The organism is Leadbetterella sp. DM7 (genome assembly GCF_040829825.2).
Lineage (GTDB): Bacteria > Bacteroidota > Bacteroidia > Cytophagales > Spirosomataceae > Leadbetterella.
In genome coordinates this window covers 104,459-120,754 of the sequence record NZ_JBFOLH020000013.1, presented here as the reverse complement: position 1 = coordinate 120,754, position 16,296 = coordinate 104,459, and the positions used below count along the sequence as shown (strand labels likewise).

The following is a 16,296-nucleotide window of genomic DNA, read 5'->3' as shown; positions in this document are numbered from 1 at the left end:
GATTTGTAATTAGTATGCTTGCATACTAATTTATATGATCAAATCTTTCATTTATGAAACGAACTATTAAGAAAGTAGCTGTGCTGGGAGCCGGTATCATGGGGAGCCGTATTGCCCTTCATTTTGCCAATATCGGTGTAGACGTGCTGCTGTTGGATATGGTGCCCAAAGAACCTACGGAGGAAGAAAAGGCGAAAGGCCTGGATCTGGGCAGTCCGCTGGTGCGTAACCGGATCGTCAACAGCCTGTACCAGTCGGCCGTTAAGGCCAGCCCTTCGCCCATTTACAGCCAGAAGTCGCTGGAGCGGGTTACCCTGGGTAATTTTGACGACAACATGCCCGAAATCAAAGCGGCTGACTGGGTGATTGAGGTGGTTGTGGAGAAGCTCGAGATCAAAAAACTGATATACGATAAGGTAGAACAGTACCGTAAGCCGGGTACACTGGTAACGTCCAACACATCGGGTATTCCTATTCACCTGATGTCGGAAGGCCGGAGCGAAGATTTTCAGAAACATTTCTGTGGAACACACTTCTTCAATCCGCCACGGTACCTGGCCCTGCTGGAGATCATTCCCGGGCCTGAAACAGAACCGGAGATCATTGATTTCCTGATGAGCTACGGTGACCTCTTCCTGGGTAAGCGTACGGTACTGTGTAAAGATACCCCGGCCTTTATTGCCAATCGCCTGGGCATTTACGCCCTGGTTCAGACCATCCGGGCTACCGAAGAGCTGGGCATGACCATTGAAGAAGTAGATAAGCTGACCGGCCCGGTAATCGGACGCCCGAAATCGGGTACCTTCCGTCTTTCGGATGTGGTAGGCCTGGATACCACGGTAAACGTGTGCAGGAACCTCCTGGCTATCCTGAAAGACGATGAATCGAAGGATGCCTTCCAGCTGCCGGACATTGTGGCTCAGCTGATGGAGAAAAACTGGCTGGGCGATAAGACCGGGCAGGGCTTCTATAAGAAAATCAAAGACGAAAAGGGGAAATCGGTGATTTTGGGGCTGGACTTCAAAACCCTGGAATACCGCCCGGCAGACAAGGTGAAAATTGCCGCCCTGGATGCCGTAAAAGGAATAGAGAGCATACCGGAGAAAGTGGCCGTTCTGCTGAAAGATAAGAGCAAAGCGGGCGACTTCTACCGCAAAACCTTTACCGATGCCTTTCAGTATGCCTCCAACCGTATTCCCGAAATATCAGACGAGCTCTATAAGATCGACGATGCCATTACGGCGGGCTTCGGCTGGCAGGTGGGGATATTTGCTACGGCAGACGCCATCGGGGCCCGGGCCTTTACCGCGCTTTGCGAAAGTGAAGGCCGGAAGCCTGCGCAGTGGGTGTATGACATGATCGCTGCCGGGCACGATACTTTTTACAAAATTGAAAACGGGAAGAAGCTGTATTACGATATCCCGTCGAAATCCTATAAGGCCATTCCCGGAACCGAAGGCTTTATCATCCTCGACAATATCCGGAAAACCAATGTGGTCTGGAAAAACCCGGAAGCTTCGATCTTTGATCTGGGCGACGGTATCCTGGGCGTGGAATTCCAGTCGAAAATGAATACCCTGGGCTCCGGGCCTATTGAAGCGCTGAATAAAGCCTATGCTCTGGCCGAGAAAGACTTTCGCGGTCTGGTGGTTGGGAACGACAGCACCCAGGCCTTTTCTGCCGGTGCTAACCTGGCCATGCTGTTTATGTATGCCGTAGAGCAGGAATACGACGAGATCGACCTCATGATTGCTACCTTCCAGGAAACCATGATGCGGGCCCGCTATTCATCGGTGCCCGTGGTTACGGCGCCGCATTCGCTGGCCCTGGGCGGAGGCTGCGAGCTGAACCTGCACGCCGACAAGGTGGTGGCGCATGCCGAGCTCTACATGGGCCTGGTGGAACTGGGCGTAGGGCTGATCCCTGCGGGTGGCGGAACCAAAGAAATGGCTTTACGGTGCTCAGACATGTACCAGCCGGGCGATACCGAGCTGAATATACTGCAGGCCGCCTTTATGAATATTGCGCAGGCCAAAGTTTCTACGTCTGCCCAGGAAGCGTTTGAGATGAATTACCTTAAAACGGGCCGCGACCAGGTGGTGCTGAACCGGAGCCGGCTGATTGCCGAGGCCAAGCAGGCGGCTATTGAGCTGGCTGAAAACGGGTATACGCAACCCATTCGCCGGACCGATGTTAAAGTACAGGGGAAAACGGGGATTGCCTTGTTCAAGGCGGGGATCAAATCCATGCGCATGGCCAATTATATTACAGACCACGACGCGCTGATTGCCGAAAAGCTGGCTTATGTAATTTGCGGCGGTGACCTCAGCTACCCGCAGCAGGTTAGTGAAAAATACCTGCTCGAGCTGGAGAGAGAGGCCTTCCTGTCGCTCTGTGCCGAAAGAAAAACCATGGAGCGTATGCAGGGCATCATCAGCGGCGGCAAAGCCCCCAGGAATTAATTTAAGTGAACAGTGAAAAACTAAAAGTGAAAAGTTGTGGTACATTCTCCTATTGATATAAAAGAAATGTTCCGTAAAGTTTCATAATAAAACCAGAGATAATATTATGGACGCATACATTATAGACGGTTACCGGTCACCGGTAGGAAAAGCCCCCAAAGGGGTCTTCAGGTTTACCCGCCCGGATGACCTGGCCGCTGACGTGATCAAACACCTGCTAAGTAAAAACCCGGCGGTAGATCCGGCCCGGGTAGATGACCTGATCGTAGGGAATGCCGTGCCCGAGGCCGACCAGGGCATGCAGATGGCCCGCTACATCTCGCTGCTGGCGCTGGGGAAAGAAGTGCCGGGCATTACCATTAACCGTTACTGCGGCAGTGGTGTGGAGGCCGTGGCTATGGCCGTGGGTAAAATCCAGGCCGGTATGGCAGATATTATTATTGCCGGCGGTACAGAATCGATGTCGCTGGTACCTACCACCGGCTACAAAACGGCCCTGAATTACGATATCGCCACTTCTCACCCCGATTACTACATCGGCATGGGCCTTACGGCCGAGCAGGTGGCGCAGAAATACGGGATCAGCCGCGAAGAGCAGGATGAATTTGCCTTCAACTCCCACCAAAAGGCCCTTAATGCGCAGAAAGAAGGCTACTTCGACAGCGGAATGGTGCCCATTACGGTGAAAGAAACCTATTTTGATGCGGCCACCGGCAAGAAGAAAACCAAAGAATACACGGTCACCAAAGATGAAGGCCCGCGTGCCGGCACAAGTGTAGAGGCCCTCTCCAAGCTAAAGCCGGTATTTGCGGCCGGCGGCAGTGTAACGGCAGGTAACTCTTCCCAGACCTCTGACGGTGCGGCCTTCCTGCTGGTTGCTTCTGAACGGGCGGTGAAAGAGCTGAACCTGAAACCCATAGCCCGCCTGGTTTCGTATGCGGTAGCCGGGGTAGAACCCAGCCTCATGGGTATCGGCCCGGTAGAGGCCATTCCGAAGGCGCTGAAGCAGGCTGGCCTGAAGCTGGACGATATCGACCAGATCGAGCTGAATGAAGCGTTTGCCGCCCAGGCATTGGCCGTGGTAAGAGAAACGGGCATCGATCAGTCGAAACTCAACCCGAACGGCGGGGCTATCGCCTTAGGCCATGCCTTAGGCTCTACGGGCGCCCGGCTCTCTGTTCAGATCCTGAATGAAATGAAACGCCGGGGTCAGAAATACGGCATGGTGACAGCCTGTGTGGGCGGTGGCCAGGGCGTAGCGGGCATCTATGAGATGCTGTAAAGCGATTGATGTTATGATATTTTGGATAGGGGCGCCGTGTGCGCCCCTTTTTTAGTTTATATTTTAATAATTATGTCTGATAAATCGAGGGGTGAACCAGAGGAGAGGTTAAGCATGAAAATTGAACCAATATTTCTTTTACCTAACCCTAAAACGGTTGGTAGTTGTCTACCTGTTTATATTTGAATCCGAAGCTGGTTGACGTAGCTGATAGACCGTTTTCCCGGATCACTGCTTATATACTTTCCCGTCTTTCATGACAAATGTTACGTTCATGAGGGTGGCCACATTGGTTTCCGGGTTTTCATCTACTGCAATGATATCAGCCAGTTTTCCGGGTGAGATGCTCCCGATCTGGTCTTGCATTTCAAGAACTCCGGCATTGACTGCTGTAGCCGTTTTCAAGGCTTCCATAACGGGCATCCCGGCTTCGGTCATATAAATAAATTCTTTGGCATTGTATCCGTGAGGGAAGACCCCGGCATCGGTTCCGAATGCGATATGTACCCCGGCTTGGTAAGCCCGGGCAAATGCTGCCTGGATCAGAGGGCCTGTTTCCAGCGCTTTTTTGGCGACGAACGGATGATAATAACCCGGAACCCTGGCCGAGTCAGCCACCGTTTTTCCTGCAATAATCGTTGGCACCAGGTAAGCTCCTTTTTCCTTAAAAAGCGCTATGCATTCGTCATCCAGAAAAGTACCGTGCTCTATCGTTCTTACACCTGCCCTAAGCGCCCGTTTTATACCTTCTGTACCGTGCGCATGTGCTGCTACCCCAAAGCCGTAATCGTTTGCCGTAGAAATGATAGCATCAAGCTCGTCATCCTGGAATTGAGGTGCTTTTCCGCTCCTGGCAATGCTCAGCACACCCCCGGTAGCCGTAATCTTGATCCAGTCGGCTCCATCCTGGTAGCGTTTCCTGACGGCTTTTCTTGCTTCATCGGCTGAATTTACCACTCCGTCAGCCCTGTTTCCCTGCAGGGCCAGACCGTTACCTATTCCATTGGAAGGGTCAGCGTGCCCGCCGGTGGTAGCGATACTTTTCCCCGCTGTCAGGATCCGGGGTCCATCTACCAGGCCTTTATTAATGGCGTTTTTCAACGCAATGTTCACTCCGCTTCCTCCCAGATCGCGCACGGTGGTAAACCCGGCCATGAGCGTGGTCCGGGCATGCTTCTGGGCTTCGTAAGCCACATCGGCCTCGTTAGACTGAATCCTCCGCTGAAACTGGTCTTTAGAGGTTTCTCCTTCCAGGTGAACGTGCATGTCTATCAGGCCGGGCAGCACATATTTCCTGCTTAAGTCCACGATGGTTTCCCCGGGAGCGGCTTTTGTGAAACCGGAGCTCACCGCTGTAATCTTATTCTTTTCCACGGTGACGGTTACATTTTTCCGGATTTCTCCCTTTTCCGTGTCAATTAAGGCACCACAATGCAAAAGTGTTTTCTGGGCCAATGCCGGTACAGAAAGAAGCAACAGAGGGAGGAAAAGTTTTTTCATGATCGGGTTTTTTATCAAAGATACAAAGACAGGGTCAGATTGTAAAACCACCCCTGGATGATTTAAAAGGGCGGTGCTTCTATTTATAGCTGAGCCCCATCAAAATAAAAAACAGGATGGGCAGACTCGCTAAAAAAACACTTAGCCACCCCCAGAAGCGCCCTTTGTATTTACGGGGCTGATCGCCGATCCTGACCAGGCTGGCAATGCCCAGCGATGCGCCTGCTGCGAGGAGGATTAACAGGATAACAGGGTTAATGCGGTAAAGATTATAGTTGCCTAACAGGCCCGCCACGGCGGTTGTTGCGGCTGCGGCGCCAATAGCCCCCATAGGTTCTGTTTTTCGGCGATCAGGGATAGAATCGGGTTGGATGGCTTCCCGGTAAAAGCGGACTTCCGGCGACGGTTGCGGCAGAACCTGTACCTCATTTACGGCCAGGCTTTCCGGGCTTATCGTGCTGATTTCGCCTGGAATCACCCGGGGCTGATCGTTAATTACCGGGATTTCCGATACAGTAAGCACCGGCTCTCTCTTCAGACCCGGATAGTCGATAGAAGAAGAAGGCATAAAAGCCGTTGGCCGTACCTGGCACGAGCCCAGCGTTAAACAGCAGATCAAAATCAGCCCATGTCGCATATGGTAATAATAATTATCCCCGAAACTTTTACGAATATGTAAAAATTCCGGGGATAATCCGACTTATCCGGCCATTATTTTGAAAGATTGCGGGGTATCAGGACTTAATCCACATAAATCGACCCTGCAGAGGTCCGCATCTTTACTGATTTCCCGCCGCCGTTCACACGTCCGTTCACTTTTCCTTCTTTCAGGGTATTGGATACTTTGGCCAGCTTATCGCTGTAAACGCGGTTTCCTTTCAGGTCCAGGTCCATGCCTTCGTTGAAGGGCAGGTCCACCCTGATGGAGCCGGCGCTGGTGCTCAGGGTTACGAAGTCTTTGATGGCCACGATATTGCCTTCAATGCCGCCTCCTGAGGTGCTACCGCTGATATTGCCTTCCACATTGGCAAATTTAATGCTTCCGCCGCTGGTAGATATGTTCAGGTCTCCGTTGATATCGTTGGCCCGGATAGAGCCGCCGCTGGTAGTGCCTTTGATGTTTCCTTTCAGGTTGGAGAAGTTCAGGCTTCCTCCTGAAGTGGTCAGCCTGATCTGGCCGTCAGAGTTGTCTGCCGTGATGCTGCCGCCACTGGTAGACAGGCTGATATCACCGCTCAGCTGGTTCATTTTGATGGAGCCTCCTGACGTGGAGCCTTTGATGTTCCCCCTGAGAGCTTCAAGGTTCATGGAGCCGCCGGAGGTTTTAAAGCCCAGGTTCCCGTTCAGCTTTGACAGGGTGATGCTTCCGCCTGAGGTAGACAGGTCGGTATCTACCTTTTCGGGAGAGTCGATCTCAAACCCGATCGACAGGCGGTTCGAGTTGTTCCACGAGAAATTTTCTTTTTTAGGCTTCGCCGAACAGATCAGCGTGCCGTTGCTTACCTTCACTTCTAAAATATAGTTTTCCAGGCGCTCCCGGATCTCCTTCTCTGAAAGCTTGGTATTCCAGCTGTTTGAGCGGATAAAAACCTTTACTTTAGGCGTTGAAGCTCCGCCGTTTACTTTAATAGAGCCGCCGGATGTGCTTACGTCCAGGCGGTTGATGCGCTGACCCGAAAAGTCTTTTACCATATACGGTTCGATGTTCTGAGCGATAGCTACGCTCCCGCTGAACACCAGTGCTAAAAAGAGATTAAGTATTTTCATATAGTATTGTTTTTTGTAGAAGATGCAGAATCGTCAGAAATGGTTGCACAGATTGTAAAAAAAACGCGGAGAGTTTAGTAGGTTTGTCGTTCTTTCCTTAAAAACAAATGAAAAAGATCAATATAGACGGAATATATAAGGCTGCCGAGCGACTCTCAGACGTAGCCATAAAAACACCTCTGACCCGGAACAAGAACCTTTCAGACCTGTACGAAGCCAATATTTACCTGAAAAGAGAAGACCTGCAGGTGGTACGGTCCTATAAGATCAGGGGGGCGTATAACAAGATGGCGTCATTGGGGAAAGAGCAGCTGGCCCAGGGGGTGGTATGCGCCAGCGCAGGAAACCATGCTCAGGGGGTAGCCTATGCCTGCCATAAGATGGGTGTGAAGGGCACCATTTTTATGCCGACCACCACACCGGCCCAGAAGATCAGGCAAGTGAAGATGTTTGGAAAGGAATGGGTGGATATTGTGCTGGCCGGCGATACCTATGACGACTCTTACGAGGCCGCACAGAAGTTCGACGGTGCCGTGTTTGTACATCCTTTTGACGACATCCAGGTGATTGAGGGGCAGGGAACCGTAGGACTGGAAATCTTTAAGGAGCTGGATGTGAAGGTAGATTACCTGGTCTTTGCCATCGGTGGTGGCGGACTGGCCTCGGGGGTTTCTACCGTTTTCCGCACATTGAGCCCCTCCACCCGGCTGATCGGTGTGGAGCCGGAAGGGTCACCTACGTTAAAAACTTCTCTTGATAACGGCCGGGTAACCCCTTTAGAGCACATTGATAAATTTGTAGACGGCGCAGCGGTCAAGAAGGCCGGTGAGATCACGTTTGAGATTGTGAAGGAGAATATAGACGATATCCTGCTGATACCGGAAGGGAAGGTCTGCTCAACGATCCTGAAGCTATATAACGAGGAGGCCATTGTGGCAGAGCCTGCCGGTGCGCTGAGCATTTCCGCCCTCGACTTCATGAAAGAAGATATCCGGGGGAAAAACGTGGTCTGCATCATCGGGGGAGGAAATAACGACATCACCCGGACAGAGGAGATCAAAGAACGCTCGCTCATTTATGAAGGGCTGAAGCATTATTTCATTGTGCGGTTCCCGCAACGCTCCGGAGCCCTTAACGAGTTCCTGGGCAAAGTGCTGGGCCCTACGGTGGATATTGTGTTCTTCGAATATTCTAAAAAAACCGCCCGCGAAAAAGGCCCGGCGCTGATTGGTGTGGAGATTCCCCGCAGAGAAGACTTTGTACCGCTGATTGAGCGAATGAACGAGCATAAGGTTAAATTTACCTACATCAACGATAAGCCTGACCTGTTTGAATTCCTGATCTGACCCGCGCTTTAACCTTAATTAACCTTACATTAAAGTTGATTAACCCTGCCGCATGGTTCAGGGATATAACTTTGTGCCCGATAAACTTTGTAAACGTATTCTATGAAAAAACTGATTACACTGGTGCTGGCGTTTGTCATGCATTATGCAGCGCAGGGCCAGACTTTAAAAGGACAGGTAAAAGGCCAGGACGGTGCTTTCCTGGTGAACAGCACCGTTATGCTGCTGGATACCAAAGACTCTACCATGCTGTCTTTTACAAAAACAAAAGAAAACGGGCTTTTCGAGGTTAAAAGTTCGGGTAAGGGCGATGTGCTGCTCCAGGTAAGCAACGTAGGCTATGAGAAATTCCTGCGGTATATTTCGCTTACCGGTGCAGACCAGAACCTGGGCGTGATCACCCTGGATTCAGCCACCCGTGAGCTGGCCGAACTGGTAGTGAAGGGCGAAAGGGCTGCTGTAGGGGTCAATAAAGATACCGTAGAGTTCAATGCAGGCTCTTTCAAGGTGCAGGAGAATGCCATGGTGGAAGAGCTGCTGAAGCGTATGCCGGGTATGGAAGTAGACCGCGAAGGGAACGTGACCGCACAGGGGAAAAACGTGACCCGTATCCTGGTAGACGGGAAGGAGTTTTTTGGAAGAGACCCTAAAATGAGCACCAAAAATATTCCTGCCAATGCCATTGATAAGGTACAGGTTTTTGATAAGAAATCAGACCGGGCCGAGTTTACAGGCATTGATGACGGGGAAGAAGAAACCACCATTAACCTGAAGCTTCGGGCCGATAAGAAGAACCTGGGCTTTGGCCGTTTTGTGGCGGGTGCCGGCGTAGACGGAAACAGCAAGTCGCGGTATAACCTGGGAGCAAATTATTACACGTTTAAAAACGGGAACCAGCTATCGTTTATCGGGAATGCCAACAATATTAACGAACAAAGCTTTTCTACCTCGGACTTCTCCATGGCCGGCATAGGCCGCGGGGGTGGCGGTATCAGCTTTGGCGGTGGCGGCATGGGTCTTGGCAGAACCGGCCTGATGCGGAATATCTCGGGAGGTCTGAATTTTAACAATAAGCTGAGCCCGAAAACCGAAATTAACGGGAGTTATTCGTACACCAATACCAACCTGTTTACCACAAGAGAGAGCACCACGGAAAGTGTGATAGGTACGCTGGAAACGAACGGTAATGCCGGATCACAGCAAAATACCGAGAGCGACTCGCACCGGCTGAATGTGACCCTGAACAACAAGATCAACGATAAAAACTCTATCCGCTGGATCAACCGCGTGGATTACCGGAATAACACGGGTAATACGCTCAGCGAAAGTGAAGAATACCTCAAATCAACCGGCGAGCTCAGGAACAGCACAGACCGGATGAATACCTCTAAGGGCAACAGCTTCGGACTGACCTCCCAGGCGCTGTACCGCAAGGCATTTGCCCGGAGAGGACGTTCCTTCACCACTAACCTTACCCTGGGTATCAATAACGGCGACACTGACGGTACCCTGGTTTCACATAACGGCCTTTTTGATTCAAAAACCGGTAGCATAGCGTATACCGACCTGAACCAGGTGAATAACCAGATCAGCCGGAAGTTTACAATGGGTGCAGAGGTTTCGTATACCGAGCCTTTGAATTCAACCAATTTCCTGGAATTTAACTACTCGTACCAGAAGGTAAATAATGACCTGGATAAGAGTGTATATAACGTGAAAGAAACCGGTAATACCCTGGATACTACTTTAAGTAACCGGTACAACAACGACTACGTGTATAACCGGGCCGGACTGAGCTACCGGATCAGCAAGGACAAATGGAACGGGAACATTGGAGCGGCTATCCAGGATTCCAAACTGGAAGGTGACCTGATCCTGAGAAACGAAACCATCCGGAAACGGTTCACTAACCCGGTATTTACCGGCCGTGTGCGGTATTCCATCAGCTCGGCCCGCTCTATGGACCTGAGCTACAATACCAACATTTCAGAGCCGTCAATGACCCAGCTGTCGCCGGTTCCGGATAATTCAAACCCGCTGAACATATTTGTGGGTAACCCGAACCTGAAGCCGCAGTATTCGCAACGGCTGAACCTGAACTTCCGCGATTTTAACCAGCTGAAGTTTACTAATTTCTTTGTAACGGCCGGCCTGAGCTTTACCGATGATAAAATTACCAATAAGGTGATTTACGATGAGGTAACCCTGGCACAGACCCGTACGCCCATCAACTACGGTAATGATGTTTCGGTTAACGGTAATATCAACTACGGTTTCCGGGTGAGGGCGATCAATACCCGTTTCTCTCTTAATTCCAATGTGAACTACGGCCGGTCAATGACCCTGATCAACAATATCGATAACATTACGAAAACCTTACGGAATGGAAATTCGATCCGGGCCGACTTTATGCCGGGAGATAATTTTAACATGGGTGTAAGTACAAGGCTGACCTTTAATAACTCGAAATACTCCCAGAATACCCAGCTGAACCCCAGCTATATGAACCAGGATTACACCGGTGACCTGCAATGGATACTCCCGAATGTGTTTACCCTGACCAGCTCACTGGATTATTCGATCTACCGGTATGCTACCAGCAACGAGGTGCAGCGCATCCCGATCTGGAACGCGGCATTGCTGAGACCGGTATTGAAAAACAAGCGGGGAGAGATCAAGTTCTCTGTAAATGACCTCCTGAATAAAAACCAGGGGATAACACAAACCGCCAGCGGGAATACGTTTACAGAAGAGAGAACCAACGCCCTGGGACGCTATTTCCTGTTTACCTTTACCTATAACCTGAACGGTGGAATACAGGGAAATATCCGCCAGGGCGGTGGGGGACCAAGAATAATCGGAAGATAAATTTATAAAACAATGAAAAGGATAATCATTACAGCATTTGCCGGGTTGCTTATGGGAGCAACCGCCCAGGCACAAACATTTGAAGGCGTAGTTAAATACAACCGCGTGAATGACCCGTCGGTAAGGTTTGCAAACAACCCCAATGCCGACCGTATGCGGGCCCAGTTCGGGAACATGGCCGAGCAGGCCCGGAGACCCATCATTTATGAGCTGACCGTAAAAGGCGAGGAGTCGGTATTTAAGATAGATGCCCGGCAGGATCCGGGAGAGAATACCGTGGTGATTAACGGCGAGAGCCGGTCGTTTACCCGGCGGCTGCCCAAAGACGAAACTTATTATAATGTATCGGATAAAACCTATAAAAGATACGAAGAATACGCGCAGCAACCTTTCCAGCTGTCGGGGAATTTTGGAAACCTGCGCTGGAAGGTAGACCCTGTAAGCACCCGTGAGATTCTGGGATACACCTGTATGAAAGCTACGGCCAGTGAGACGGAGAACAGGACCATCCCTTCGTTTGAAGACGGGAAAATGAACATGAGAGATACGGTCATCACCAACCAGATCGTGGCCTGGTTTACTGACGGCATCGCTTCTAATGTGGGCCCGGATAAATATAACGGCCTTCCCGGCCTGGTACTGGGTGTGGAAATTAATAACGGAGAGGTAACTTATACGGCTACGAATATCGAAAAGAAGGCGGTTACCGATGCGGATATGAAGATCAACTCCAAAGGGAAAAAGGTGACCCGCGAGCAGCTGGATAAGCTGAAGAAAGAGCACCAGGCTGAACAGATGAAGAACTTCAGGGGTGGCCCGGCAGCAGGAGGCCGCCCGATGATCATTATGGGAGGAGGGAATTAAATGAAAAGCAGCCAGAATACCACCGCACTTGTACTGATGGCAGCCAGCGTTTTGTTGCTGGCTGCCTCGCAGTATTTCTGGCTGAAAAGCGAGTATAAAGAACACAAACGGGCGTTTTACAGCAATTCCGACCTCTTGTTTAAGGAAACCGTGCGTACCATTGAAGATTCGCTGGTTTCCCGGATTGTCACCCATGAATTTTTTAACCGGCCGGATGAGAAGCAGGAGCCGCCCCGGAAAAAGACCGTGGTAATAAAGCAGCCTCCCCGGCTGCGGGTTCTTCGCCAGGCTTCTTTCCAGGCCGATACCATGGTCAGGGTAGAAGGTATTGACCTGGCCCATTTACGCACCGATTCTTCCGGGTCGGTCATTTTGAACGACTCAGGAGTAATTAACCTGATCCTCCGGTCGAGGAAGCAGGAGGATACCCTGAACCGGCTGAAAAGGGTGATTGCACAAATCCCCCGGATCACCATCCAGGCTGATTTTCCTCCCGGCCAGGAAAGGGAGGGTAACCCGCCGCACTCTCCCCGGAGACGACTGATGTTTGTGAGCGCACCGCTGGATTCTGTGGAGAAAAAATTCAATCACCGGATCCGTGAAATGGGGTATAACGTGGCGTTTGTCATTAAAAAAGATTCCATTACCCCGGATACCACCGCCCAGGGATACCGGCGGAACCTGAGGTCGTATTCCCTGATTCAAAAGAAGCTGCGGAATTCGCGCGACTCGGTGGTGGTTAACGGCGTGGCCGTGCTTAACCCGGAGAGCATCTCTTCCCTGTCTATCATTCCCACGGTCATTTTCAAGGCCTACCCGGATGGCCTGAATACGTATTTGTTCAGGAAGCTCAGGAAGAATGTGCTGTTTTCTTCTTTCCTGCTGGTGGTGACCCTGCTGACTTTCGGGTTAATTTTCAGGAATTTACAGAAGCAGTCGCGTTTAAATACCTTAAAGAACGACCTGATCAGTAATGTTACCCATGAGCTGAAAACGCCTTTGGCCACCCTGAGTGTTGCCCTTGAAGCGCTGCAGCAGTTCGGGGGCAATGCCAACCCGGAAACTACCCGTGAATACCTCGAGATCTCCCAGAACGAAGTGAATCGCCTTTCGCTGATGGTAGATAATATCCTGAAGGCTTCGCTGCTGGAGAAGCAGGGTGTAACCATCTACCCTTCACCGGTAGATCTGCAGGGGCTTTCAGCCATAGCGGTGAAGTCATGGCAGCCCCGGTTCTCCCAGGCCGGCGGGAGCATTCGTATAGATACGGAAGGCGCTGATTTCGTGGTGGAAGCTGACGAGGTCCAGGTAAGCAGTGTTATCAACAACCTGGTAGATAATGCGCTGAAATACTCAGGCACTTCACCTGAAGTTCATATAGCGATTCATTCGGAACCTCATTTTGTTACTCTCAAAGTAAGCGATAACGGTATGGGTATTCCGAAAGAATACCGCGACCAGGTATTTGAGAAATTCTTCCGTGTACCCACCGGTGACCGGCATAATGTGAAAGGGTACGGGCTGGGGTTAAATTATGTGAAACATATTATGGATCTGCACCAGGGTTTGGTAACTTTAGAAAGTGGAAGCAATGGCACCACGTTTATTCTTACTTTCAAAAGGAAACTATGAGACTGTTGTACGTTGAAGATGAGATCTTCCTGGGGAAAATTGTAAAGGAAACGCTGGAAAGCCGGGGTTTCCAGATCAGTATGGTGACAGACGGCGACCAGGCGGTGGAAGAATTTAAGAGCTATAAACCCGATGTTTGTGTGCTTGATATCATGCTGCCCAACAAAAGCGGCTTTGAGATTGCACAGGAGATCAGGGGTACAGACCCTTCTGTGCCGATTCTTTTTTTAACGGCCAAAAGCCAGGTAGAAGATGTCTTAAAAGGATTTGATTCGGGAGGAAACGATTACCTGAAGAAACCTTTCAGCATGGAAGAGCTTATAGCCCGGATTCATAATCTCAAAAATATGTCGGGGAAAAAGCGGGAAAACCCGGAGGCTGTAAGCCTGGGAAAGCTGACTTTCTTTCCTGCCAAACAGGAGCTGGTTTTGCCGCACAGGGAAACCATCAAGCTGTCTTTTCGCGAAGCGGAGCTGCTCAAAGTGCTGAGTGAAAACCTGAACCGAAAGGTGCTTCGTAAAGATATCCTGCTACGGGTATGGAACGACGATTCGTATTTCAACTCGCGCAACCTCGACGTTTACATTACCCGCTTACGGGATTACTTCAAGGCCGATCCCGGCGTGGAGATCATCACCCTGAAAGGGGTTGGTTACCTTTTCAAGGTAGATTCCTGATCATTGCCTTACGGAAAGCCCCAGGTTCACGCCCAGCATGCTGGGTCTGAATGTGGCGTCTGTGCTCTTTTGCAGCCCCGAGGTCAGGAAATGCTGGTAAGTGCCTCCCAGGTTAATATCAAGCACGGAAGTTACCGGGTAGCTTAAACGGAGCCCGCCCACACCGGCTATGTTGACCGGCTTAAAGTTAGAGTTCCCGGCATTAAAGCTCTGCTCGTTATTTTTTGCGTTCACAACGGTGCCCGAGAGCAGAACTTCGCTGCTTATACCGCCTACTGCATTCATGTTCAGCTTCCCGATCTTCAGTACTTCATAGTTCAGCAAAAGCGGTACCGACAGGAAATGATAGGAATAGTGCGAAGTTCCGTTAACGGAGATCAGCACTTCTGACATATTTTTATTGCCGCTTACATAATTGGCAAATGAAAAGCTCTCCGATTCACCGGTTTGCGTATTCACGGCATATACGTTAGAGGTATGGGTGGTGGTAGCCCGCGTAAATTTAAGCCCGCTCTCCAGGGCCAGCCGTTTCTTCAGCTTTCTGCCGAAGATCAGGCCGAAGCTCATAGACTGGCCCGGCTTGAAAGAGCTCCTGGCGTCGGTACGGCTGGAATAGCTGTACCGGTCAGCCACCGATGGCCCTTTGCCAAGCGCTAAGAAGGCATTTGAATTCTGCACCGCACTCAGGGCCTGTTGCTGAAACCCCGGAGCAGAGAAATGAGGGTTGAAAGGAGCGTTAGAAGCGATTACGCCCATCCAGCCTCTTTTTTCTTTTTTAATTATACGGGTTTCGGAAACCGCTTCTTCGGGTGCTTCTACCCGGGGATAGGGAGCATAGGCCTGCATTTCACGGAAAGGCAAAGACGCTAAATGATGCGCCGAAACGGTGTTTTCTTTAATGGGTTCTACAGAGAATACCGCTTCTTTTACGGGAATCTCCGGGTGTATGTCTTCTTCTCCGGGTTGTACAGCCGGCTGAATTGTAGTGGCCTGAGGGACCCGGGTGGCCAGCCGTACAGGCGGCGCAGGTGTTTCGGCCGGCTGTGCCGGAACAACGGGTGCTGTAGCCTCTGCCGGTGAGTCCTGCACTGATGCAGCAGGGTGGGCCTGCCCGTGTGAAACCTGCGCTTCAGGAGCGGCGTAATGCATAAAGAACAAGGTGCCCAGCACCAGGGCTACAGCTGCCGCCACCCCCGAAAGGAGGGCTGTTTTCTTCCGGGTCGGCTCCCGGAAAAGAAGGAACCGTGATTTTTTCCTGTTCAGTTCAGCCTCAACCCGGTCCCATATTTCAGGCGGGGGAGTTTGGGAAGCTTCGCCCAGAGCATCTTTCCATTGATCCTCAAAAGACTTATTCATTTATCTTCCAGTTTACTGTTTTCAATCTCAATTTTTTCTATCAAAATACTTCTCGCACGCGAGAACTGGGACTTGGAAGTCCCTTCTGAAATACCCAGCATAGTGGCTATTTCATGGTGTTTATAACCTTCTATCGCAAAAAGGTTAAATACGGTCTTGCAGCCTTCCGGCAAATTATTGATCATTTGCAGCAGCACCTGGTAGTTGAGCGATTCAAGCCCCAGGTTTTCTTCTGCAAATGAAATTTCATATTCTTCAAGGTTGTAGTTGATTTTCCGGCGTCCGATGGCTGTAAGGGCAGTATTGATCACTATGCGTCTCAGCCACAGCTCTAACGGACAATCGAACCGGAAGGAGTCCAGTCCGCCGAATATTTTAATGAACGCTTCCTGCAGGATATCGGCTGCCTCCTCCTTTGATTTCATGTATCGGAGGGAAACGGCATAAAGCTTACCGGCAAACTTTTCATAAAGTTGCTTCTGGGCTGAGCGCTCTCCTCTTTTACAGGCCTGTATCAGTTCCTTTTCATTAAACATAGATAG

12 protein-coding genes are annotated in these 16,296 nt (G+C 50.7%); 7 read left to right on the top strand and 5 right to left on the bottom strand.

Annotated features, from left to right (window positions below; translation table 11 throughout):
• The first annotated feature begins 53 nt into the window (after nucleotides 1–53).
• Complete coding sequence (locus tag AB2U10_RS14580) at nucleotides 54–2,462, top strand: 3-hydroxyacyl-CoA dehydrogenase/enoyl-CoA hydratase family protein (RefSeq protein ID WP_367916456.1); 2,409 nt, start codon at nucleotides 54–56, stop codon at nucleotides 2,460–2,462.
• Nucleotides 2,463–2,568: 106 nt separating this feature from the next.
• The gene (locus AB2U10_RS14575) at nucleotides 2,569–3,744 is read left to right on the top strand and encodes an acetyl-CoA C-acyltransferase (protein ID WP_367916455.1); all 1,176 of its coding nucleotides are present in this window, start codon (nucleotides 2,569–2,571) and stop codon (nucleotides 3,742–3,744) included.
• Nucleotides 3,745–3,972: 228 nt separating this feature from the next.
• Here the strand turns inward: AB2U10_RS14575 and AB2U10_RS14570 are convergent, their stop codons facing one another.
• The 3 genes from AB2U10_RS14570 to AB2U10_RS14560 all read right to left on the bottom strand — a co-directional run bounded on the left by AB2U10_RS14570 (nucleotide 3,973) and on the right by AB2U10_RS14560 (nucleotide 7,011).
• Nucleotides 3,973–5,244: a metal-dependent hydrolase family protein gene (locus AB2U10_RS14570; protein WP_367916454.1), complete on the bottom strand. Its 1,272-nt coding sequence runs from the start codon at nucleotides 5,242–5,244 to the stop codon at nucleotides 3,973–3,975.
• A gap of 79 nt (nucleotides 5,245–5,323) precedes the next feature.
• Nucleotides 5,324–5,863, bottom strand: coding sequence for a hypothetical protein (locus AB2U10_RS14565; RefSeq protein WP_367916453.1), 540 nt, complete (start codon nucleotides 5,861–5,863; stop codon nucleotides 5,324–5,326).
• 122 nt (nucleotides 5,864–5,985) lie between these two features.
• A complete protein-coding gene (locus AB2U10_RS14560) occupies nucleotides 5,986–7,011 on the bottom strand; it encodes a DUF4097 family beta strand repeat-containing protein (RefSeq protein ID WP_367916452.1) in 1,026 nt (341 codons plus the stop codon).
• Between the two features lie 107 nt (nucleotides 7,012–7,118).
• On the opposite strand from AB2U10_RS14560, the gene ilvA reads away from it, so the two are divergent.
• The 5 genes from ilvA to AB2U10_RS14535 all read left to right on the top strand — a co-directional run bounded on the left by ilvA (nucleotide 7,119) and on the right by AB2U10_RS14535 (nucleotide 14,398).
• Nucleotides 7,119–8,357 (top strand): threonine ammonia-lyase IlvA, encoded by a 1,239-nt coding sequence (gene ilvA / locus AB2U10_RS14555; protein WP_367916451.1) that lies wholly within the window; start codon nucleotides 7,119–7,121, stop codon nucleotides 8,355–8,357.
• Between the two features lie 102 nt (nucleotides 8,358–8,459).
• Nucleotides 8,460–11,225 carry an outer membrane beta-barrel protein gene (locus AB2U10_RS14550; protein WP_367916450.1) on the top strand — a complete coding sequence of 922 codons (2,766 nt, stop codon included), beginning with the start codon at nucleotides 8,460–8,462 and terminating at the stop codon, nucleotides 11,223–11,225.
• 12 nt (nucleotides 11,226–11,237) lie between these two features.
• Nucleotides 11,238–12,089: a GLPGLI family protein gene (locus AB2U10_RS14545; protein ID WP_367916449.1), complete on the top strand. Its 852-nt coding sequence runs from the start codon at nucleotides 11,238–11,240 to the stop codon at nucleotides 12,087–12,089.
• Nucleotides 12,090–13,721 carry a sensor histidine kinase gene (locus tag AB2U10_RS14540; protein WP_367916448.1) on the top strand — a complete coding sequence of 544 codons (1,632 nt, stop codon included), beginning with the start codon at nucleotides 12,090–12,092 and terminating at the stop codon, nucleotides 13,719–13,721.
• Nucleotides 13,718–14,398 carry a response regulator transcription factor gene (locus AB2U10_RS14535; RefSeq protein WP_367916447.1) on the top strand — a complete coding sequence of 227 codons (681 nt, stop codon included), beginning with the start codon at nucleotides 13,718–13,720 and terminating at the stop codon, nucleotides 14,396–14,398. The genes AB2U10_RS14540 and AB2U10_RS14535 overlap by 4 nt, the downstream gene beginning before the upstream one ends.
• On the opposite strand, the gene AB2U10_RS14530 is transcribed toward AB2U10_RS14535, so the two are convergent.
• Together AB2U10_RS14530 and AB2U10_RS14525 are read right to left on the bottom strand one after the other, a co-directional pair.
• Nucleotides 14,399–15,754 (bottom strand): outer membrane beta-barrel protein, encoded by a 1,356-nt coding sequence (locus tag AB2U10_RS14530; protein WP_367916446.1) that lies wholly within the window; start codon nucleotides 15,752–15,754, stop codon nucleotides 14,399–14,401.
• Nucleotides 15,751–16,290 (bottom strand): RNA polymerase sigma factor, encoded by a 540-nt coding sequence (locus AB2U10_RS14525; RefSeq protein ID WP_367916445.1) that lies wholly within the window; start codon nucleotides 16,288–16,290, stop codon nucleotides 15,751–15,753. Before AB2U10_RS14525 ends, AB2U10_RS14530 begins: the two co-directional genes overlap by 4 nt.
• Nucleotides 16,291–16,296 lie beyond the last annotated feature (6 nt).